15 protein-coding genes are annotated in these 22069 nt (G+C 41.9%); 4 read left to right on the top strand and 11 right to left on the bottom strand.

Annotated features, from left to right (window positions below; all coding sequences use genetic code 11):
- Positions 1 to 55: 55 nt before the first annotated feature.
- Entirely contained in the window at positions 56 to 2368 is a 2313-nt protein-coding gene (locus tag ABQ275_RS08080; protein WP_349317776.1) for a hypothetical protein, read from the bottom strand.
- A 482-nt stretch (positions 2369 to 2850) separates the two neighbouring features.
- Between ABQ275_RS08080 and ABQ275_RS08075 the strand changes: the two genes are divergently transcribed.
- Positions 2851 to 3747: an AraC family transcriptional regulator gene (locus ABQ275_RS08075; RefSeq protein ID WP_349317775.1), complete on the top strand. Its 897-nt coding sequence runs from the start codon at positions 2851 to 2853 to the stop codon at positions 3745 to 3747.
- Between the two features lie 32 nt (positions 3748 to 3779).
- On the opposite strand, the gene ABQ275_RS08070 is transcribed toward ABQ275_RS08075, so the two are convergent.
- From ABQ275_RS08070 to ABQ275_RS08025, 10 genes are all read right to left on the bottom strand, one after another.
- Positions 3780 to 5660: a glycoside hydrolase family 97 N-terminal domain-containing protein gene (locus ABQ275_RS08070; protein WP_349317774.1), complete on the bottom strand. Its 1881-nt coding sequence runs from the start codon at positions 5658 to 5660 to the stop codon at positions 3780 to 3782.
- 126 nt (positions 5661 to 5786) lie between these two features.
- Positions 5787 to 8435, bottom strand: coding sequence for a hypothetical protein (locus ABQ275_RS08065; RefSeq protein ID WP_349317773.1), 2649 nt, complete (start codon positions 8433 to 8435; stop codon positions 5787 to 5789).
- Positions 8436 to 8475: 40 nt separating this feature from the next.
- On the bottom strand, positions 8476 to 10386 hold the full coding sequence (locus ABQ275_RS08060; protein ID WP_349317772.1) for a right-handed parallel beta-helix repeat-containing protein: 1911 nt from the start codon (positions 10384 to 10386) through the stop codon (positions 8476 to 8478).
- 75 nt (positions 10387 to 10461) lie between these two features.
- Positions 10462 to 10908, bottom strand: coding sequence for an L-rhamnose mutarotase (locus ABQ275_RS08055; protein WP_349317771.1), 447 nt, complete (start codon positions 10906 to 10908; stop codon positions 10462 to 10464).
- A gap of 18 nt (positions 10909 to 10926) precedes the next feature.
- Positions 10927 to 11802 carry a phytanoyl-CoA dioxygenase family protein gene (locus ABQ275_RS08050; RefSeq protein ID WP_349317770.1) on the bottom strand — a complete coding sequence of 292 codons (876 nt, stop codon included), beginning with the start codon at positions 11800 to 11802 and terminating at the stop codon, positions 10927 to 10929.
- A gap of 45 nt (positions 11803 to 11847) precedes the next feature.
- Positions 11848 to 13230 carry a sugar porter family MFS transporter gene (locus ABQ275_RS08045; RefSeq protein WP_349317769.1) on the bottom strand — a complete coding sequence of 461 codons (1383 nt, stop codon included), beginning with the start codon at positions 13228 to 13230 and terminating at the stop codon, positions 11848 to 11850.
- 18 nt (positions 13231 to 13248) lie between these two features.
- A complete protein-coding gene (locus ABQ275_RS08040; RefSeq protein ID WP_349317768.1) occupies positions 13249 to 14064 on the bottom strand; it encodes a sugar phosphate isomerase/epimerase in 816 nt (271 codons plus the stop codon).
- 18 nt (positions 14065 to 14082) lie between these two features.
- Positions 14083 to 15636: a sodium:solute symporter family transporter gene (locus ABQ275_RS08035; RefSeq protein ID WP_349317767.1), complete on the bottom strand. Its 1554-nt coding sequence runs from the start codon at positions 15634 to 15636 to the stop codon at positions 14083 to 14085.
- Between the two features lie 18 nt (positions 15637 to 15654).
- Complete coding sequence (locus tag ABQ275_RS08030; protein ID WP_349317766.1) at positions 15655 to 16827, bottom strand: enolase C-terminal domain-like protein; 1173 nt, start codon at positions 16825 to 16827, stop codon at positions 15655 to 15657.
- A complete protein-coding gene (locus ABQ275_RS08025) occupies positions 16820 to 17728 on the bottom strand; it encodes an aldo/keto reductase (protein WP_349317765.1) in 909 nt (302 codons plus the stop codon). Before ABQ275_RS08025 ends, ABQ275_RS08030 begins: the two co-directional genes overlap by 8 nt.
- Positions 17729 to 18311: 583 nt before the next feature.
- Between ABQ275_RS08025 and ABQ275_RS08020 the strand changes: the two genes are divergently transcribed.
- From ABQ275_RS08020 to ABQ275_RS08010, 3 genes are all read left to right on the top strand, one after another.
- Positions 18312 to 19847, top strand: coding sequence for a glycoside hydrolase 43 family protein (locus ABQ275_RS08020; RefSeq protein WP_349317764.1), 1536 nt, complete (start codon positions 18312 to 18314; stop codon positions 19845 to 19847).
- Positions 19848 to 20012: 165 nt separating this feature from the next.
- Positions 20013 to 20612: a sigma-70 family RNA polymerase sigma factor gene (locus tag ABQ275_RS08015; protein WP_349317763.1), complete on the top strand. Its 600-nt coding sequence runs from the start codon at positions 20013 to 20015 to the stop codon at positions 20610 to 20612.
- 118 nt (positions 20613 to 20730) lie between these two features.
- Positions 20731 to 21927, top strand: a complete 1197-nt coding sequence (locus tag ABQ275_RS08010; RefSeq protein WP_349317762.1) for a FecR family protein — start codon at positions 20731 to 20733, stop codon at positions 21925 to 21927.
- Positions 21928 to 22069 lie beyond the last annotated feature (142 nt).

Raw genomic sequence — 22069 nt, 5'->3', positions numbered from 1 at the left:
TCATATCTAATCGGTAATTTTTTACTTTAGTAAAGTGACAACGTATATTCAATCGTCAATATCCACCTGTTATATCTCTCGTCAAAACAATAGCGGCGCCTTTTTCGCCGTTCAGCATCGGGTATAGTTTCCAGTTATTATTGTCTACCTGTTGCAACCGCCAGCTTTTTGCCGGATCAGCCAGTTCTTTCTTTAAGCTCCTGGAGAACGCATTGGCAGCCCTTGCATTTTCCCATGTTCTGATCACTTCGAAAATAGCATCCTTCTGAGGGCAACTTTCAACGTCTTTCTGGTTTAGTTGCAGGCTGTATGTTGTGCCAACACCTACAGAAACAGATTGTATATGCTCGTATTGTTCTACCGTTGAACTGGCCTTGATAGGGAAATTCCCTCCCATACCCACAGGGAAGAAGTTGGCATAAGTTACATCCCGGAGATCCTTACCCTGGCTGGTAGTACTCCCCCATTCCCTGGTGTCAACATCGTATAAGTTTTTACCCCCGCCCACATTCCAGATACTTTGATAATGCCATGAACCTTCTGACAGCGTAGCCCCGGTAAAACGGATATACGGAACACCCAGTTTTGCAGCTCTTTGAAACATGTGATGGAAAAAACGTTTCGTCGAATAGTAGCCATGCCCGTTATTGAACAAAAACTCCTGTCCGTCGAAGTCATAATAGCCTAAACCGTTTATGTGACAAACATCGGCATAGTACTCGGCAATTTTATCCTGCAATTGCATATTGGGAATCAATCCATCGTATCCGTAGTTAATGGTTACCTGGAGCTTATAAATGGCATCCCCGGCGTTGTGAGCCGCAGGGGTGGTTTTCCAGTAGCCTCGTTTTACATTTAAAAGCCGGTAAGGTGCTTTCTCTGATACACCCAGATAGTGAATAAGTTCTTTCCCGATCTTTATCATATTCAAATCTGCACAATGTCCTTCCCAACTCGCAATCTCTTCCAGGTGGTTGGGGTCATCCACCAGGATGATCGTATCTGTTGGACCAAGACTTTTTACCAATACCCGTTTTTGCTGATAGCACAGGCTGTCGCTCGGATAAGGGCTGGCATCCATCGTTCCGGGAGCCAGGGAATTGGTTATCGGGGTTCTTCCTATTGTAATCCCCTGTTTTGCAGCCATTTCAGAAAACTCTTTATGAGATTTATTTCCTGCTGTTAGGTTCAAGGGCTTTTTTTCAAAATTTTTCCCGTCAAGGTATCCTTCATTTCCACGATCCGGCCTTAAAAACCCCTGATCGTACAAACTGATCGTTTTAAAACCTAACCTGGTGGTATAGGGGATTATACTATCGTACAAACCTCCGCTGGTAATGGCATCAGGAACAAAAGCAGCCGGATCTTTTACCCATTTCCCACCAATTGTGGGGTAAGGCAACCCCTCGGAGCGAACGATATTCCTGATTACATGCATCAAAGCAATACTGTCGGGACTCCCCCATAAAGCTATAGATGAGCCAATATAATCAACACCGGGCAACGGCTGCACTTCAATATGGTTTGGCGTGTTGGCAGCCATATTGGGGATTAAGGAAAAATAAACTTCCCTTTTTATAGACCGGTCTCTCGAATGATAGGCGATGGAAATCCTTCCTTTTTTGTCTACCTGCGCAGCATTGCCATACATAATGCGGTAGTAAGGCTCTTTATGTGCGTAAAAAGCCACATCGCTGACGCCATCGCCTCCCAGTGTAAACACCTGTCCTTCATGCAAATTTTCGGGTAAGGGGTAGCGTTGGGAATCGGGGCTATGGATAATATATTGAAAAGGAGCTGCATCCGCAATAGTTTCGGAAGTACCACCCAAAGTATTGTCGTTAAGCGCCAGCATGCCAATAGCATAGTTAACGGCTTCACTGGTATCCCGGGCTACGCCTATAATTTCTCCCAAAAGATTGGTAATATTGGTATAATAAAATCCCCATTGGACATCTTCAATTCCTTGCCGGTTGGTAAGTGATTTCAATGTCAACTTAAAATATTTTGTGTTGGTTTCAATTTTAACCCGGGCTACAGAACCGTTCGCGTAGTTTAATGAAAGTATGCCGGTACCTTTTGAATAAGTGGCTTTCTGCGGCTCGTAATACTTTTTTTCATTACCGTTGTACAAACACAGCAATGGTGATGGCTTATCAGTTGGACTAAACTCCCGGACAGGTGTCTTTCTGATATTCTTCATACTGGTAATAAAACCTTTCTCATTGATGTGTATCCTGAAATAATCGGTGGACAGATTTACCTGGGCATAACCCTGGCCAGAAAACAGGTATGTTACCAACAGGACTAAAAAGACAATTCTTTTAAAGTTACCGGGGTAGTTGTACTGTATATTCATGTTTTTCATATCAAATGCTGATTTGTCTCCGATACTGGCATAGAAGTATCTTACTTCTTTTGTGCAAGACGAAGATAAAGAGGAGGCTAAAAGCCGTCTCTTTACAACTTACGAGAAATTATTATAACTGCTCCCGGCAGGTACGGTTATTTCAAATTGTCCCTGGTCGCTAGCAACGGTACTTCCCTTCCCTTCCCTTCCCTTCCCTTCCCTTGCCTCCCACGCGGAAAACAGTAACACCAAGTAAAGCCGCATTCTCTTTTGGATCAATTAGTATTAGAAATTAATCATTTAGTATAGATTAAGGTATTTCATGGGTGAAATTCACTTAATATGCGTTTTTAAACCACCACTAATTTGATTGTTATTGATTTTTTTTTGCTATCTGCACCTTTGGAACACGGTTTCCCCCGGGAATAGTAAATGGATATATTTAAAAAATTTCGTTTAAATTGGAATTCCATTCTTTCAAGTACATATTTTAAACAGGCATGCAGTATTTATATGAGAATTTTACATTTCCACCCGATCAGTCTTTTACTGTTCGCTCCGACATGTTGGAGCTCAAAAAATACACTACGCTCAAAAGTCATGTAAACTTTGAAATTGCTTTACTGGAAAACTGTACGGGCAAACGCTTTATTGGTGACCATATTGAAGATTTTGAGGGACCTGAATTAGTATTACTGGGCGGCTACCTGCCACATTGCTGGCAATATTACCAAGCTATTGATCAGATGATACAGCCACAGGCTATCGTTATTCATTTCTTTCCCGATTTTTTGGGAAAAGAGCTACTCGAAAAGCCGGAGGCTAAAGAGTTAAATAAACTCTTTGAAAAAGCAGCGAAAGGGGTATTATTTTCAGGACAAACAATTCAGCGGGCAAAAATGGTGATGCAGCAAATGTTGTTTGAAAAAGGGCTTGGCCGGGCAGCGTTGATGTTACGACTGCTTGACATTCTTACCCAATCAACAACAGCCAGAATTTTGTCATCTCCATATTATAATACCATCGTAACATCAAGTGAGGCGCAAAAAATAAATAAAGTATTTGATTATATATTCCGAAACTTTAAAGAGGATATTGGATTGCACGACGTAGCAGGTATTATCCCTATGTCAACGGCTGCTTTTTGTCGCTTCTTCAAACAAAAAACAAACAGGACCTTAACTGATTTTGTAAAAGAAGTCCGTATCGGGCACGCCGCTAAACTATTGCTGGAAGGAGTTCATAATGTTACAGAAGCCTGTTATGAAAGTGGGTACAATAATATCTCCAACTTCAACAAACATTTTAAACGAATAAAAGGATTATCGCCGAGAGATTTTATGAAACAATACGAGGCAGATACCAAATCTTCAGCCAAAACTTCTCAAACAAAATAGGCAAGTACCTATTCAAACGATATAAATTTTTCTCATAACTGTTTTATCCAGACAGCCTGTCCACCTGAGGGAATCAGCTTGGCATCCAATACAGACGCTGACGTTACATTCATCCTTTTGATAGAAACCTTTGTTCTTACTTTAGAAGCAGGATCATCATAATAAATACTTGCCCGGTATTTTTTTCCCGGCGTCAGAAATGTTAAGGGAACCTTCAGCTCTCTTTTTTCCGTATTGGTAACGGTGCCTACAAACCAGTCATCATCTTTACGACGAGCAATGGTAATGTGTTTTCCAATTTCACCATCCACCACTTTTGTATCGTCCCATACCGTAGATACGTTATCAAAAAACTCCAACTCAGGTTCATCTTGCGAATCTTCCGGTGTATCGTACCAATACAAAAATTGTAAAGGACTATAAAGTACTACTGCAAGTGCTAACTGATGGCCCGACGTAGTTTTCATAACCCTGGCATGCTGTATTCCTGCCAATTGCTTCTTTAGTTCAGGACGATGATAATAGCAAATGGTATGATCTGCGGCTCCTGCAATGCAGCGTGTAAAAGGCTGAATAGTGCTGTTTGTTGCCTCGGGCATTTCTTCATTACCACGTATTCCTTCCTGTGTCAGCAGGTTGGGATAGGTTCTGCTAAAACCCGTAGGACGATATTCATCATGAATATCAACCATGAGGTTATACTTCGCACATTTCTTCACGGCATCATGCAGCCATGTTGTCCATTTATACGATCCTACTTCCACAAAGCCAAACTTAATACCTTTTACGCCCCACTTTTGATATAGCGGAAGCAACTCGTCCAGTTGCTTATATAATGCTCTTTGATTTACATATAAAAACACGCCGATGCCTTTTTCATTGGCATACTTTATTACTTCCTGCAGGTTGAGGTCACTGTTAGCATTACGTCGGGGGTCAACATTCACACGGGTTGCATCGGAGGCCACCACATATTCATAGCCATACCAGCCGGCATCGAAGTGAATGTATTGAAGTTTACGTTTTACGGCAAAATCAATCAGCTCCTTTGCACCTTTCATCGTAAGGGATACTTCACGCATAATTTTACCCGGTTTTATCCAGGAAGTATTTTCAATTGCGCACGGTGGATTAAGGTTTAAAAGAAGATCATTATTTGCCAATAGATCAATTGGGCGTTGTGCTACCATTACCACCCGCCATGGTGTAGCAAAAGGCGTAAAAAAATCTACACTCCCATTTATTGCTGTACAAATAGTATTTTCTTTAGTAGGATGAAGGGCAAATTTTGTGCGTGAGTAATTCACCATTTCAGCTTCTGCCAAGCTAACATACAGGCCATTGGGCATTTCCAGCGTTAGTGGTCGCTCACTTTCACCCGGCCAGCCTTTTAAGGGCAACAAACTATAATGGCTTTGTGCACTTGCTGCGAACCATGCTTTTGTTCCTTCAGGCATAGAAAATTCAGTATACTCCGCCTTAATGCTTATATCCGTTCCCCCATTCGTATCTTCAGGCAACAAATAACGAAAAGCGATACCTTCATTGTAGGCCCTTACCTGGATCTGGAATTGCTGTTTTCCATTTTTACGCCGTAATAGTGTAACTGTAATTTCATTGTAATGATCTCTTACTAAACTGCGTTCACCGTATACCGGTTTCCATATCGTATCTTTTTTTGATATAACAACATCGGCCACGATAAATCCCTTTTCCCATCCACTTAATCCTAAAGCAGAAGAAAGCACAACAGTTTTTTGCTGATATGTTATACTGTATACCGGTGCACCTCCGGCATTTAACTCAAATAAAAACTGAAGCTTTCCATCGGGTGATGTAAGTGGTTGTACAGATTGCGCAGACAACTGTACACAAAGCATTAAAGAGATGAGTGATAAAATAAGTTTATTCATACTTTCGTTAACTGTATATGACCAGGTTAAAGGAAATTTCTTGTATTTTCCTTCTACTGCGAAATAATTTTGTTCTGATTTGTTCAGCAGCTGTCCGGCGAAATTATTATACTACACTTATAAAACCTATTCCAATATAAAACTCAATGGTTCGAATCGCTGTAATGACACAGTAAGGCTGTTGTTCTTAATCAATATCTTCTTTCCAGATATTTCACTTCGCAGATTAACCGGAACAGCATACTTAATTTTCATACCATGAGGAAATTTGATTGTTACGGAAGAACTGATACCCGTCTGCTCCCATACACGTAACAAGGTACCCTTACTGCCGTTGGGGTCAGCGCCGAATGCTGTTACCAGCACACCTTTACGGGAAACGCTTAATCCTTCCTGTATTGCAGGTAGTGTACCTGAAGCATTATCAGTAATTGCAGCCAGCAATGGCAACCTCGCTTCCCAGGACTGAACTGCAAGGTCATCTATGGCGTTTACATCTTTTGCAACAGGCCAAAAGCGAATTCTTTCACTCCAGGAGCCATCTTGCCAAAGTGGAAAATTTGTATTCCACATATTGTTATATAGATTCACAAAAACAGTTGGCTTTTGCGGAACAAAGTCCATGCTCCAATGCCACAATCCCGGTTTATCAAGTGAAACCAGCGGCGCATCAATGGGACAAAGCGCAACGCCTGCGTCATTCCCCGAAATAGCCACCCCTGTTGTAACAGCATACAAATAACGATTGGTTCCCGGGATAATATCAACAGCAGGGTTAACAGGTGCGCCTAACCGGCCTAGTGTAAAAACAGGCTTTTGGATATTAAATGGAAAACAAAGCCAACCTCCTTCCGGATGTTTGTCTGCGGTCTTCGTATCAACTTTCCATGATACATCAACAGATGGCATATGTTTAGGAAATGAAAAACTAATTGTATAACCCTTTGCCAATCCTCTACAATCAGAAGCGGTAAGTGTGACAGTTTCTTCTATAGCTGATTGTGTAGACCTGATTTTCCAACCTGCAGGGGTTGTAATCATATAGGGTACTTTGCTTTCATCAGGCATACCGGGTTTGCCAATATCATTCAGCGCCCACCCTTCATGTAAACGGGAATATTTATCAAAAAAACGATCAAACACTTCCTTTGTACTAAACCGTTCATGCAAAAACTGTCCAATTATATAAGGGCTGCTTTGATCAGCCAACTCCCTGCCGGTAGCCTTTTCAACTAAAGAACGGATGCCGCCCTTTTCAAGATCGAAACTGGCTACAAAATAGTTCGTTTCTATTTTTGTCTCATTTCCTTCAACTGCTACTTCTTCCCTGAAGGGTACTGTTTTATATCCCTTTGCGGGAACATCTTTTACAAAGACTTTTAATCCATCAACTTCAGTAACACCTGACCGCTTCCACGGAAGTGCATTGTAAACAACAATACTTTTACCCTTTGTTTTAACTGATGATGCCAGCAGCAAAAGTCTATCATTTAATTCTTTGTTTACAATTGATGCAGCTGTGTTGGCATAATTCCGGTGATCATCATAAGACTGAAGCCACTTTCGTTTACTACCACGGGGCAATTTTGAATAATCACCATCAGCGGGTAGGGGTTCATTTTCCATCTCAGTCATCCATTGCTTCCATGCGTCGCCGTACAAACGTCTTGGCCCGTATTCTGCGTTCATACCCCATGTATGCTCGCTGTAAAGCAAGCTTTGCTCATAAGCCTTTGCAAGTTGTTTTTCCAAACTGTCTGGATGGAGCCCCCAATACCGAAGATGCGTATCGAATGTTTCAAGTGCAGGCTCGAGCGGACGGGTATTCCTCGCCGCTTTTGTTGCCTGTGGCATCGACATAAGGCCATGAATCCATGTATCGGGCATATCACCTTTTACTACAGGCAATTCGGGCTTCTCTTCCAATACTGCTTTTGCAAAATCATCAAGCGTTCCGAAATGCACTTTTACGCCAGGCATTTTATCCTCGTATTGTGTTCTCCACCGGGCTACTTCTTCAGTTGAGGGCGGGCCATGATTATCACCGGCCATAATCAGGGACAAATAATTTTTACATGGCCAATCGGCAGGCGGTAAAAAGCTGCTGCCATAATCAATGGTATAACCGCACAAAACCTTTGAGCCATCTGCCCCTTGCCACCAAAACAGTTGCGGTACGCGAGGATACTGACTTGCCGGATTAACACCGATATGTAAAAATTTTATTCCTGCGTGATATAATAAAGTTGGAAGAACCCAACTGTGCGAAGGAACATCCGTCATCTTCGCTGCAATAGGAAGCGGGCGTCCATATTCTTTACAAACATTACTGCTGTAGGAAAGACTGCGTACCAAATCTTCCAGGTCCTGCGATTCGGTATGTGTTGAAAAAGCCAGCGCATGTGGTGTTAACATTCCGTCTCTCACAGCCTGTTCAATTCTTTTTTTTCGGAGAGAATCCTGTTTTGGACCAAGCATTTGCGCATATAATGGCCAACCCGGCACTGTCCATACAAATTGGTTTTCTTTAGACAGCCCTCTGTTGGCCTCCATAACTTTAAGCGACTTGTCCATCATTTCGGTGCGGTATCGCTGGAAAACATTTTCGGCCAGATCAGTAAAGCCAAGATCAAAATGACTTTTCACAACAATCCAAACATCAGTAACCTTGTTGGAAACAGTGTTATTCTGTGCAGTCACATCACACATCAAGAGCATACACACTGCCAGTACAAACAATTTTAATCTTCCCGGAAACAGATTCTTCTGCAGCATAAATAATTCTTTTCAATTAAAACACATTACTTGCGTAAACCTACCATACTCTGATCCGTTGTTTTCCATTCTTAATGATTTCAACCGCGCCAGGCGATGGATTACCCGCACTGCGTTTATTCCCTGAATAGTCAACATCGATCTTCAACGGAGATCCATCCGTATTTTCAAAAGGTAAATCGGGAATAATGGCATTGCTCAAAGATCCGGTGGTTACCATGTTCCTTTTTTGCGCAGTCAGCCATTTTTTGTCCAGTGCAATTTCCAGGTACATTTTATCCCCTTCTGCTACCAGCCTTGCACCTGCATCAAAATTTTCATCCGCTATAAAAGTATCTTCCATGGCATCCTTGTCCTGCACATTTGCAATTTTCTTTTTTGCTTCCGCGCTTATTTCACCAAAACTTCTTTGCTTATTACCGGACACAGCTCTGATAGCTCCTTTCGTATATACATTTCCGTGAAACACCACTGGTAAAATACTTTTCTTATACTGACCTGCATTAGCGCCATTCACAAATAAGTTATTGACGAACTGAATATCACCGCCGGGATTATCGTGCAATGCGGCTACATAGGTAGAATGAGCTTTGTGGTAAGGTGTCAGACGAGCATCGTAGGATACAACTTCCATATTTCCCGCAAAAATGTTATGTACAAATGCAGCTCCGCTCGAATTCATCAGCAAACTGTTTTTAGAGAGAAAAATATTATTGCTCACAAGCATAGGCCCATGATTCACCTCTAAAAAGAGATCACGATCCAGGTTATCATACATCAGATTATTCTTTACCTGCACGCCTTGCGCCATCCAATCCAACCAGATACCCAAAGCAGTCCGATAGATTTGGTTATTACGGATAACCACATCCACAGCGCCATGAAATTTAATGCCTGCCATTTCTGCTCCACCAAACAATCTTCTTATATGGATATCGTGAATGATATTGCCTTCAACAGTGCTGAATGCACAACCCATGCTACCCACAATACCAGTTTGTTCACAATATGCAATGCTGTTGTTGCGTACCAAATGACCGCCAATAGTTCCCTTATTCCATCCAAACTTCAATGCCCTGTTGATAGTGCCTACATAGCCTTCTGCCGATTCGGTATTTTTGTTGTTGTATTCATCACCATACTTACCCAATGATATACCGACACATTTAGAATATTGAACAATGTTGTTCTCAATAATCCAGCCCCTGCTCCAATTAGTGCCAATCAATCCCATTTGCTCTGCGGTAGGCGGCGCCCAGTTGGTAGCAGCATGCTGCATAATAAAGCCCCTAACCATTATGAAATTGGTAAATGGTTGCTCCGGATAAAAAACCTTTTGACGCACATTAATCTCGACGGTTTCTTTGTTGGGGTCTGTATTTTTAAACTGCGCCCAAATCGTAGTGGTAGCAGCATCTACACTAGCACACCATAGCGGATCTTTTTCATTGGCCGGACGCATCACGTCATCCTTCTTTAATGATTCCATCAACCAGTCACCATTCAGGTACACAGCCCCCGTATGAAACTTGCCGCCTGAATACCAATCCCCACGGATCAAATCATCAAAGGGATTAAATTTCCCAAAGAAGCTATTGGGAATTTTTACTACCCAGGTATCATTACCTGTTTTTTCCCAACCCTTTATAATTTCAGATCCTTTAATCTCTACTTTCTCTCCTTTGCCCGCCTGGTAAACGATCCGCTCATTTTCGGAATTACCTCCACGCGGAGGTGCGATCTGCTCCCGGTACACACCTGCATGAACGGTAATTACATCGCCCGGCATAGCTACATTGGCGGCTGCTGAAATGGTTTTAAAGGGTTTTGTTTTACTTCCATCGTTTGTATCATTACCACTTACCGATACATAATATTCTTTATGAACAGGTTTATTCTTATTGACCAGGTTACTTTGCGCACAAACACCCACACTAATCATCCAAAACATTATAATTTGAAAAACGATTTTCATACAAGTAGCTTATAAATTTGAATCACGATAAAATTGCTTTACTATTTATTCTTATGGTCTGCTAAACTGGTAAAACGGTTTTGCTTCAACCCATGTTTGTCCAGGTAATGTTCCCTGTACACCTTGCTGATAAGTATTCATTAATTTATTCCATGCTGCACAACGTGGATCAGATGCTTCAGCCAGTTTACCCATTTCTCCTAAATCAGCACCAACAGGCACTGTAATCTTCATTACCAATAAATAGTCGTACCGGTAGAGCACAATTTTCCTGTACCCTGCTTTTTTAAATCCGGCTTCCACCTGCGGCCATACCTGTTTGTGATAATTGAGGTACGCTTTTAATTTCAATGAATCATGTACAATGTTTACAACAAAAACCCTGTCCTCAAACTCCTGTACTTTTTTCACCTCAACCTGTTTTTGAGTACATCCAGTTATCAACGCGGTTGCAGCCAGCGTGGCACCGGCAAGCAGGAAGAAAATTATTTTTTTCATAACGTTTCTTTTCGTTGTCTACTTTTTAATAATAAGCACTTCTGGTCTTAAGTATGGCTTGTTCATATCTGTAATGGGTTTGGCGGAATATGGATCAGTACCTGCTATCATCACAATATCTCTCATATCTTCTGTTGAAGGTAGTTTTCCATCCTGATCCCAGGGTAGCATGCTTTCAGCACTCATGTAATGATTCACCAATGCCGTACGGAAATTTGCGGTTGTTTTATTGCGCATGGAGCTGTGCAACAAATATCCATTAAAGAATATAACTGAACCGCTCTTTACTTCAACAGGAATGATTTCCTCCTGCTTATAACTACTCACATCAATCGTATCAACATCAGCATATTCATTACTATCATTGTCCACCCTTGGCATGATGTAACCGGGTTTGTGGCTGCCGGGGATAATCCATAAACATCCGTTTTCAATAGAAGCATCGTCAATAGCGATCCATACACCAATTAATGATTTATCCCTTGTAGGAATGTAAAATTCATCCTGGTGCCAGGCCTGACCGGCCTTACCGGGTCCTTTCACAAACAACATACTTTGCATGCATTTCACATTGGGGCTTACTATATTTGTCAACACGTCTACTATCTTCCCCTGCGTCAGGAAGTCTTTAATCACCGGAGAAATTTTATGCGGAAAATGAATAGCCACATACTTTTTCAATACATCGGCATCTGTTTCATCGGCTGCAACAGGCATCAATCCTTCCATTACACCATATTCGCCCCTGAATATCTTTACGGTATCCCTTCTTAACTTGTCGATTTCATCGGGTGAAACAAGACCCTGAGCAATTAAATAGCCGTATTCCTTGTAGAACTGTGTGTTTTCAGAACTGAGGTTACCATTGATAACAAATTGTGACGGATTTTTCATAAAAAAAGTTTGAGCGACAAATAGAGATCTTTTTATAGTATGGTTTCAGGAAGATTTCACCAGCATCTTTTCCAACTCTTCTAATGTCTTCCCTTTTGTTTCCGGAATTTTTTGGTTGATGTAGATATAATAAATAATACATAATGTCGAAAAGATGAGCAGCGTTATTTCTACGCCAAATTTTTCATTTAGAATGGGGAATGTAAAACTTGCAGCAAAATCGGCTATCCATAACAACAAGGTACTTACTGATAATGCCAGGCCCCTGATGCGGTTGGGAAATATTTCAGAAAGAATGACCCATGTTACTGCCCCCAGGCTGGCTGAAAAACCTGCTATATACAGCATCAGGAACAATAGCACCAGGTAATTATCAAAATACCGGAAATGAAAGCAAGTCGCTACGCCTATAAGCGAAAGCCCCATTACAGCACAACCAATCTGCAATAAAATTTTCCTACCCGCTCTATCAACCAGCCAAATGGCTACCAGGGTAAACATCGCCATAATGATTCCAATACCAATGGTTTGCAGCAAAGCATTTTCATTGTTTACACCTGTTTTTTTTATTATTTCCGGCGCATAATATAAGATGGCATTGATGCCTGTAACCTGTTGAAAAATGGCAATAATAATCCCCATCCATAGCAGGGGGCGAAAAGCAGGAAGCCATAAATCAGTAAATTTTTCTTTATGCTCATGCTGAAAACTTTCTTCAATTGCTGCTAACTCCAGGTTGCTGTACTCCGTTCCTCCAACTTTTGTTAAAATAACTGTGGCCTCATTTTTTCGCTCCATTTTTATCAACCATCGTGGTGATTCGGGTACTAAAAACATAAAGCCAAAGAACAACGCTGATGGTAATACCTGGGAGGCAAACATCCAACGCCAGTTATTTTCACCTGCATCGGCTAATAAATAATTGGAGAAGTAGGCCAGCAATATTCCAAAAACAATTGCCAACTGATAAAGCGAAACCATTCTTCCGCGTAAAGCGGCAGGCACCGTTTCAGCAATATACATGGGCGCCGCCATAGCAGCAGTTCCTACAGCCAAACCACCTGCTATTCTAAAAAACACAAACACTGTTAATGAATGTGCCATAGCAGTACCAATACCTGTAACCGCAAATAAAAATCCACATAGAAGTAAGGTTTTCTTCCTACCCCACAAATCACACAGTTTTCCGGCAATAGCCGCACCAATTACACAGCCAACCAAAATGCAACTTACTGCCCAACCCAACGAGTATTCGTTCAACTTAAAATAGGGTTCAATAAAATTGATAGCACCGGAAATAATAGCCGTATCAAATCCAAATAACAATCCACCCAATGCAGAAACCATGCTGACTAAAAATATATAGGAAGCATTAAATTTTACTGCTGGCCGAACCGCCGCATTTGTTAATGCTGAAATTGTTTCCATGCGTAAACTATTAATTAGTTATTGCTGATACCGCCGCTTTAACAACTGCATCATGTAAACATTAATATCCCACTGGCTGGCAACAGGTGTTTGCGAAAAAGGCAATGTCTGCATATAAGGTATTGGTCCAAACTCCGGCGTAATAGTCATTTTTAATGCCCCTTGCTGTCGCTGTTGCTTTATTATACAATCCCACCATTCTAAATGGGCGTTGAGTTGTTTTTCCCATTCCGGCGCACGGGGATCGTTAATCTGTGGCCCCTGCTCGTACCCCACCCGTGCATGAATATGTATAGCATGCTTACAAGCCAGATCCATTGCGTCCTCCTGATCCTCCAATAAGCTTTCCGCCACATTACACCAGTGAGAAAAATCGGCGGTAATGGTTAAACCAGGTATTTCCTGCAATATTTTTTCCGTACTATGTGCTGCAAATAAAGCCTTATTCCGGTGTGTTTCATGCGCAATAGGGATGCCGCTTTCTAATGACATTTTTGTTGCCAGGTCAAAGAGTATTTTATTCTGCGCTATTGTAAAATAATCCTTACCCGTTTGGGCATCAATCTTCAGCGGCTTTACACTAAGAAGGTTTGCCAGATGTTTTTCATAACTGGTCTTATGCTCCGCAAAATTCTTTTCAAAAGATTGATAATACTGCCCAATCAATTGCAGACTATGTTTTGTGAGGGCCTTCAGTACTTCATCTTTTAACTCAGGTTCAAAAGGGATGGCTGCTTCAACACCATCAAACCCCTCATCTTTTGCTTTTTCACAAAAAATATCCCAACTTAAATTTTCACTTCCCCATCGAGGGCAGAAGAAAAGAATCTCCATCTTAAATGATTAATATCGTTAACGGAATATAAAATAGATAGCCCCCATTACAGCAGCCAGCAAGGCCCATCTTATCCAAACCGCTTTGGGTTGATGTCCTGCCTGCCTGTTGGTTTCCACCAATGATGGAAGCGACTGCCGCTCATTTGGCTTGGTAAACAATGTTACCAATACGATTACAAATGAAAAAGATAAAAACAAATAAACAGACAAAATCAAAAAATGTGGCCAGAAACCTTTGTAAGGATAACCCAGCACATGACACAAACCAATCAGAAGGGAGATCAGGCCTCCGCCATATAAAACTGTTTCTGCTGCAATGCTGTTAACACGTTTCCACATAATACCAGCTAAAAAAACAACGGATAAAGGAGGTGCCAGTATCGATACCAAACCCTGGCTTAATTCAAAAAAATTCTTACCTGAATGTGAGTAGAGGAAAGCAATACAACCCCCCAGTGTTGCAGCTACCCAGGTAAGCCATTTGCCCATTTTCCGTTTGTCGCTTTCATTCATCACTTTAAATTGTGCTACTACATCGAGTGTAAAAACCGTACTGAACGAATTCAGACCGGACGACACGGTATCAATCAATGCAGCAATCAGCGCAGCAATACACAAACCCAGCAGACCATGCGGCATCAGCTGTGTCACAAGCGTGATGTATGCATTATCAGGTTGCGCTGTTTCTTTAAACAAGACAAAGCACATAATGCCCGGAAAAATAAAAATCAGCGGCATGATTATTTTAAGTACCGCAATAAACATGGCGCCATATTGTCCTTCTTTCAGATCTTTTGCCGCCAATACTTTCTGCACAATGGTTTGGTCGGCACACCAATAATAAATGGCAACAACGGGATAACCGGCCAGGATAGCGATCCATGAATACTCCGGATCAGAAGCAGGGCGAAACAGTTTCCAGTAATCAGCCGGCACCGCACTTACAAAAGCCTGCACTCCACCGATTTTTTTCAATGCTAAAAAAGTAAGAATAATGGAAGAGGTGATAATGATGAGCGATTGAAAAATACCGGTACGTACCACTGCTTTCAATCCTCCTATTGAAGTAAAGCTGGCCGCAATTACAGCAACAATGATAACCGATTTCATCAACGGCCAATCAAATATCTGTGAGATGATAAGTCCCCCTGCATACATAGCACTACCCAGCCATACAAACAAAATAGACAATAAACTGTAAATGATAAGAAAATTATACGACCGTTTTCCAAAACGCAGCAACAGGAATTGTGGCACCGTAGTTACCCTGGTTGCCATGTAATGCGGCAGAAAAAACATAGCCAACAACATCAGGAATATCCAGGCAAGCCATTCGAAATTGCTCCCTACTACACCTTGCGAAAAACCAATACTCGCAAAACCGATCAACATCGTAGGGCCCGCATTGGCGCTAAAAAGTGAAAAACCGATCTGCCACCATTTAAGCGACCTTCCTCCCAAAAAAATATCACCGCTTTGCTTTTTGCTGATATAAAAACCAAAAGCCAAAAGCAAAACAGTATAAACAAGTAATACAAGATAATCAACCCAGGAAATCGTTACGTTCACAATAAATAAGATTAAGGGTTACATATTTACTATCGGACGATATTGAGCCACCTGATCACTTTCCCAGCTTTGAAAACCAGCGATCAGCTCTTTCTTCTGACAATAATCCCAGTCAACCCGAACGGATAACCCTTCAACATCAGAAAGTTCAAACATCCCGTTTTTCAATTTGGGGTAAACAGAAAAATACTTTTCCAATCCAGCCATCAATGAATATAAGTACTCAACCTGGCAGTCTTCAGTTGCAGAAGCAATGAACGGTGCAGTAACCCAGGAATAACCACCTGACGAAAATTCAATCCCCTCTTTAGCAGCAAGATCCCTAACCTGCATCCACTCGTTTACCCCATTTATTTGCGTTGGTACCGGTTGTAAATGACGCACCCCTGCATTCACTAATGCAGGGAATACCAAAGCAGAACGTTCCGATTCACCATATGCTATTTTTGATGTTGTGCTTTTACACAGTTGTGCGATCTGATCGAGTGAAGCAGAATGTATGGGCTCCTCAAACCAGGCTAAATTTTCATTACCTGTAAGATCTATAAATTTGCGTGCCTGCTCGCAATTCCAGATCTGATTGGCATCAACAGCAAGTCTTACATCCTTACCCAACAGGTTTCTCACAAATTTCACACGATCTACGTCTTCTTTCATCCTCGTTCCAAAATATTTTCCCACTTTCATCTTATAACAATCAACCCCGGCACTCAGAAAAAAAACTACTTCAGCTTCCAGTTCTTTCAGCGAATAATTAGTACCTCCTCCACTACCATAAACTCTTACCAGGTTCCTCGATGCATTCAGATATTGATGAAGCGGCAATCCTTTCCGTTTTGCCGCCAAATCATGAAGGGCAATATCTATTTGTCCTATTAAAGCTGCCGCCTGCCCACGGAAACCTTCATTGCGTATCGACCAATACAAGCGATAATACATCGTTTCATAAGAAGCGTTATTGTTATGGAACAAAATTGGTAGCAAGCAGTTTTCAAAAATATTATTATAAGAATGAAATACCGGTGCTTCTCCTGTAAACCCGTTTTCATCTTCAAGACTCAACATGGCAATTCCGAAACTGTGAAAAGGACCCATAGTTGCATCTTCAAATGGAGTAACAGCCTTTGCCGGTTTCAAAATCCTGATATATGCTTTTGTTATATTGAAAATCTCCTCATCTATTTTATGCATGTAATTCCGTTTTATCGAGATTATTCATTATTTCCAAAAAAATGTCGCGCGGTAGTGTTCCGTTATTAAAATCATTAAGCGTATCATTCAGTTGTTGCCGGTTTGATGCTCCGATTACAATATGAAACAACTGTGGAATTGACAGCAGAAACCTGTGTGCAAGTGTATGTAGCGCCATTTCATGCCTGTCGGCAATGCTTTTCATCTTTATGGCTGCATCAACAAATTTTATGTTAAGCCATGCCGGGTTATTGGTTATAAAGTTTTCATAATTGCTGCCAAGTAAGCCCATATTCAAAGGACTTGCGGCGAAATAGGTGATTTTATTATCGATACAGAACGGAAGATTCTCTTTCAATGCTACAGCAGAGCATGCGTTGAGTTTATTAAATTCCATCAACACATCAAATACCCCCGATTTCAGGTAGGGCAATAACCACAGCGGCGGGTTACCGCCTACCCCTATTTTGCGGGTATAGCCTTTTGCTTTAAATGTTTGTAAGGATTCAATTACCATTTCGACTTCAGCAGGATGAATGGCATCAGGGTCGTGCAGAAATAAAATATCCAATTGCGGTACACCCAATGTTTCCAGGCTTTGCGCTACACTACGCTGCATACCGGAATGGCTATAGTCGTACCGTCCCTCATCAGCTGCGTAGGATTTAAGCCTGCCTACCTTGGTACTGAGTTGTGGGCGCTCACCAGACCACAAACGAAGAGCTTCCCCCACATACATTTCTGCATCACCATAAGCAGGGGCAGTATCAATTGCATTAATTCCTGCTTCAAGGGCTGTGAGTATCGTGTCAACAGATTCCTTCGGGTCTACTTTGCCCCATATACCACCAAGACCGGCCGTACCAAGCACACATCGCTCATTATTCCTGATTGCAAGCATGAATCATTTTTTACTGTCACGCTTACAAAAATAAGCGTACACGGAGGTTTAGACTATTCTCATTTTGACCAATTCGAATGCTTTTTTGATTCCTTCAACATCCAGACATCTCTCTCTTTCTCCCATTACAAAAATCATCGTCATTTTTCAGATCACTTCATATTTTTCTTAATCAGCCATAACCGGCCATAAGGATTGCATTGTTCTTCTTGAACCAAACAACTCAAATACAGCTATCGCTATAGCTGAACGGGAGTATCGCATGACGAGTATGCAATTAAGACGCATTCTCCATAAATGTAGATATTAAGGTGAGATGTTAATATGTTCAAACATAATAAAATTTATGGAATTGAAAAATAGTAATGATTCTCTTTTATGAGCCTCCTTAATTGCTCTTACCTACTTGTGAAGCGGTATTTTGTGTTTATGATCAAAGAAGATATATTTGCCAATATGTATAAACATAATAAAATTGCGGTATTTGATTTGGAGATAGTATTCACTATATGCCGGGAAGTCGAAAAACGGTAATACCATACTCAAAAAATAATGCTACATGAAAAACAAAATATAGTGATCAATGAAAAGAACGATACTACTGTTTCAATTTCTACTGTGCTTCACTACTATCTTCTCACAAACCAATAAAAGCTGGACACCCGATCTGGGTAATGGGTATTTTAAGAATCCGCTCATGTGGGGCGACTGGCCGGATCCGGACATTATCAGGGTAGACGATAAATTCTATTTTATTTCCACCAGCATGCATTATGTACCGGGTTGCCCCATTGCCGTTTCCCGGGATCTGGTAAACTGGGAAATGGGAGGCTATGCCGTATCCAGGTATGATGAAGATCCCCGTTATGATATGAAAGGAGGAGATATGTACCTCAGTGGTTCCTGGGCAGCCACCATCCGCTATCATGACAGCACCTTTTACGTAGGCTTCTGCACACCAAAGATGGAAGGGAAAGAAGGACATTTTTCCATCTGTACCGCTAAGAATATAAAGGGACCATGGACAAGAACCATCTTTAATGAATACCTGTATGATCCGGGACTCTTTTTTGACGATAATGGTAAAGTATACGTTGCGCATGGGCAGCAAACACTTTATATCACGGAATTAAACAGCGATGCGAAATCCGTAAAAGTTCCACAGCGGAAAATTTATGACAACCCCGGGTTCCCTTATCTCGAAGGATCACATCTCTACAAAGTCAATAATAAATACTACATACTCGGCTCTACCGGCGGTACGCGTGGCCGGCAGGTCTGTTTGCGATCAGACAGTATTTACGGACCTTATGAATCAAAAGTTGTGATACACGATGATCATACCTACCCGGGCAACGGCCTGCACCAGGGCGGTATGGTACAGCTAAAAGATGGCTCCTGGTGGTTTATTATTATGCAGGACCGTGGCCCTATAGGACGCGTACCTAACCTTGAACCAGTTACCTGGGTAGATGGCTGGCCCCTGCTGGGTAAAAACGGGATGGGCGTAGATACCTTCCCTAAACCTGCGGTTGGCGTAACCTCTCCGATAACTGTTCCTGCCAGCTCCGATGAATTCAATTCCCCGGAACTGGCCTTACAATGGCAATGGAATCATAATCCCGATAACAGCAAATGGTCGCTGAGTGAACGTCCGGGCTATCTTCGTTTAAAAGCCGGTAAAGCGTCAACATGGCTACATGCTATCAACACTTTAACTCAACGGGTAGAGGGTCCTTATGCGGAAGGAACCATAGAAATGGATATAAGAGGGATGAAAGATGGCGATATTGCCGGTTTAGGCATCTTCCAGCTTCCCTATGCTTATGTAGCCGTTCAGCAAACCAACGGCAGGAGAAAAATTATAATGACAAACAATGACAGTATTGTAGCGACTGTTAACTTAAAAGGTGCTAAGATCTGGTTTAAGTCCTATGTCAGGGAAAAAGGCTTTGTTGCCACGTTTGCCTACAGTACCAATGGCAAAGACTTTATTCCCATCGGAAACGAACTAAAAATGGGTCTGGGGTTAGATTGGACGGCCAACCGGTTTGCTTTGTTTAATTTCAATACCCGCGCAGCAGGCGGCCATGCTGATTTCAACTGGTTCAGGCGATAGCAAACCCTGAAACGATATGGCCAGGAGAGAATACCGGATTAAATGAGGCAATTGGTTTTTTTGTACCTTACAGCTGCATCGCTATCGTAACCACAGCTCGTTCAACTACTTTGTTTTTAGATTTGCCGCGATTGGATGATATTTAAGGGATCAGGTTTTAACAGGATGAATAATGACACAATAAATGAAACAGCACTTTTCCTCCAAATTGCTCAGGGGGATGAAGTTGCATTTGAAACGCTGTTTCACCTGTATGTACCAAAGATCAAACCCGTCATTGCCCGCGTTATACAAGTGGAGGGCCCTGAAAAAGACATTATACAGGAAATATTCCTGGGCATATGGTTGGGCAGGGAAAAGCTGACAGATGTTATTGTTCCGCACAACTGGATTTTCAAAATGGTGTATCACCGTTGTTACAGCTGGCTGCAAAAACAGGGAGTCCGTAATAAAGCCAGCCAGGTCATTACACGGGAAAGCAGCGACCATTCCAACCTGACGGAAGAAAATATTGCTTTTTCCGAAACGTCCCGACTGATAAAACAAGCCATTCACCAGTTACCACCACAAGCGCAAAAGATCTACCTGCTCAGCAGGGAGAAGGGACTGAAAATCGCAGCAATAGCGGATCAGCTGCAACTATCGCAGCAAACCGTTAAAAATTCACTGGTCCGTTCCCTGAAATCCATCAGGGAATACCTTATCAGCAAAGGCGTTACACTTCCGCTCATCCTGCTTGGATGGGATATCCTGTTTTTTTCTTAATTTTTTTTAACCGGATAGGTACTATTTGTTTTGTCACCGTACGTATATAGTGGGAGCCTTGTCAAAAGGTGATTTTCCCTGATGTCAACTAAATTCAAAAGACTTAAAATTTCACTTGTTGTCCACGCCGGAAAGACTTAAATATTTATCAGAACAGGTAAAGCAGCTGCACGCCACACAGGCGGAATACAAAGAACTGTTACAACTGATCAGTGATGATGAGTCAGGCGAAATAGTGCGGCAACTGGACGCACTTCATGCCATCGGGCCATCAGCAGCTACCACGGATGCTGAATATAACTACTCCTACTGGCAATCAGTCCTGAAAGAAATACTGGAGTCGGATAAATTGACGCAGCAAGCACCGGTTAAAAAGCGCATACATTTACTGCAACGTTATTGGTGGGCTGCCGCATGTATAGTGTTTATAATATCCGGCACTTATTATTATCATTTATCAACATCAACACACCTGCCAGCTATAGTGGCCACTCCTTCCGTAATGGATATTGCACCCGGCGGCAACAGGGCTATGCTCACCCTCTCAGATGGTTCCCGGATACCGCTCGACAGCGCAGGCAATGGTGTACTGGCACAGCAAGGTAATACCCGTATCACCAAATTGAGTAATGGTCAACTCGCCTATGACGAATTAGGAGGCTCAGCGGATAAAGTGTTATATAATACCATGAGTACCCCCTTGGGCGGACAGTACAAACTTATTTTACCGGATGGTACAGCCGTATGGCTAAATGCCGGTTCTTCCATCTACTACCCTACTGCATTTACCGGGCATGAAAGAATGGTAACCATTACCGGGGAAGCCTACTTTGAAGTAGTAAAAAATGAAAAAATGCCCTTCCTTGTGAAGACCGGCAATACAACGATAGAAGTACTGGGCACACATTTTAATATTAATGCGTATCAGGACGAGGCGACTACCAATACCACTTTAATGGAGGGAGCTGTAAAGATAATTGCACAGCAGCAGCAACAAATACTTAAACCAGGCCAGCAGGCAAGGGTAAGCACAACAGGCCAGTCCATACAGGTATTGGATCATGTAGATTTATTACAGGTGCTGGCGTGGAAAGAAGGCTTCTTCTATTTCAATGATGCAGACCTTCCCACCGTTATGCGCCAGCTCTCACGCTGGTATAATGTGGAGGTAAAATATGAAGGTGATATCCCTCAACGGATATTTACCGGAGAAATAGGCAGGAATCTCACCCTGTCGCAGGTATTAAAAGGATTGTCTAAAACAAGAATCAGGTATAGAATTGAAAATGGCAACAGGATCGTTATCCAGCCATAGTTATGAACAATGAAATATTCGGAACAATGAATCAACTGAAGCAATCAACAGTGGCTTTCTACACGTATTGAATAAAAAAACCGGGGATTAAGATTGGCGTCCTACCCCGGTTACAGTTCAATTTCATCAACAAACAAGTCGG

Source organism: Chitinophaga sp. MM2321 (assembly GCF_964033635.1).
Taxonomy (GTDB): domain Bacteria; phylum Bacteroidota; class Bacteroidia; order Chitinophagales; family Chitinophagaceae; genus Chitinophaga.
The sequence above is the reverse complement of the archived record's forward strand: the minus strand, read 5'-3'. Positions and strand labels throughout refer to the sequence as shown.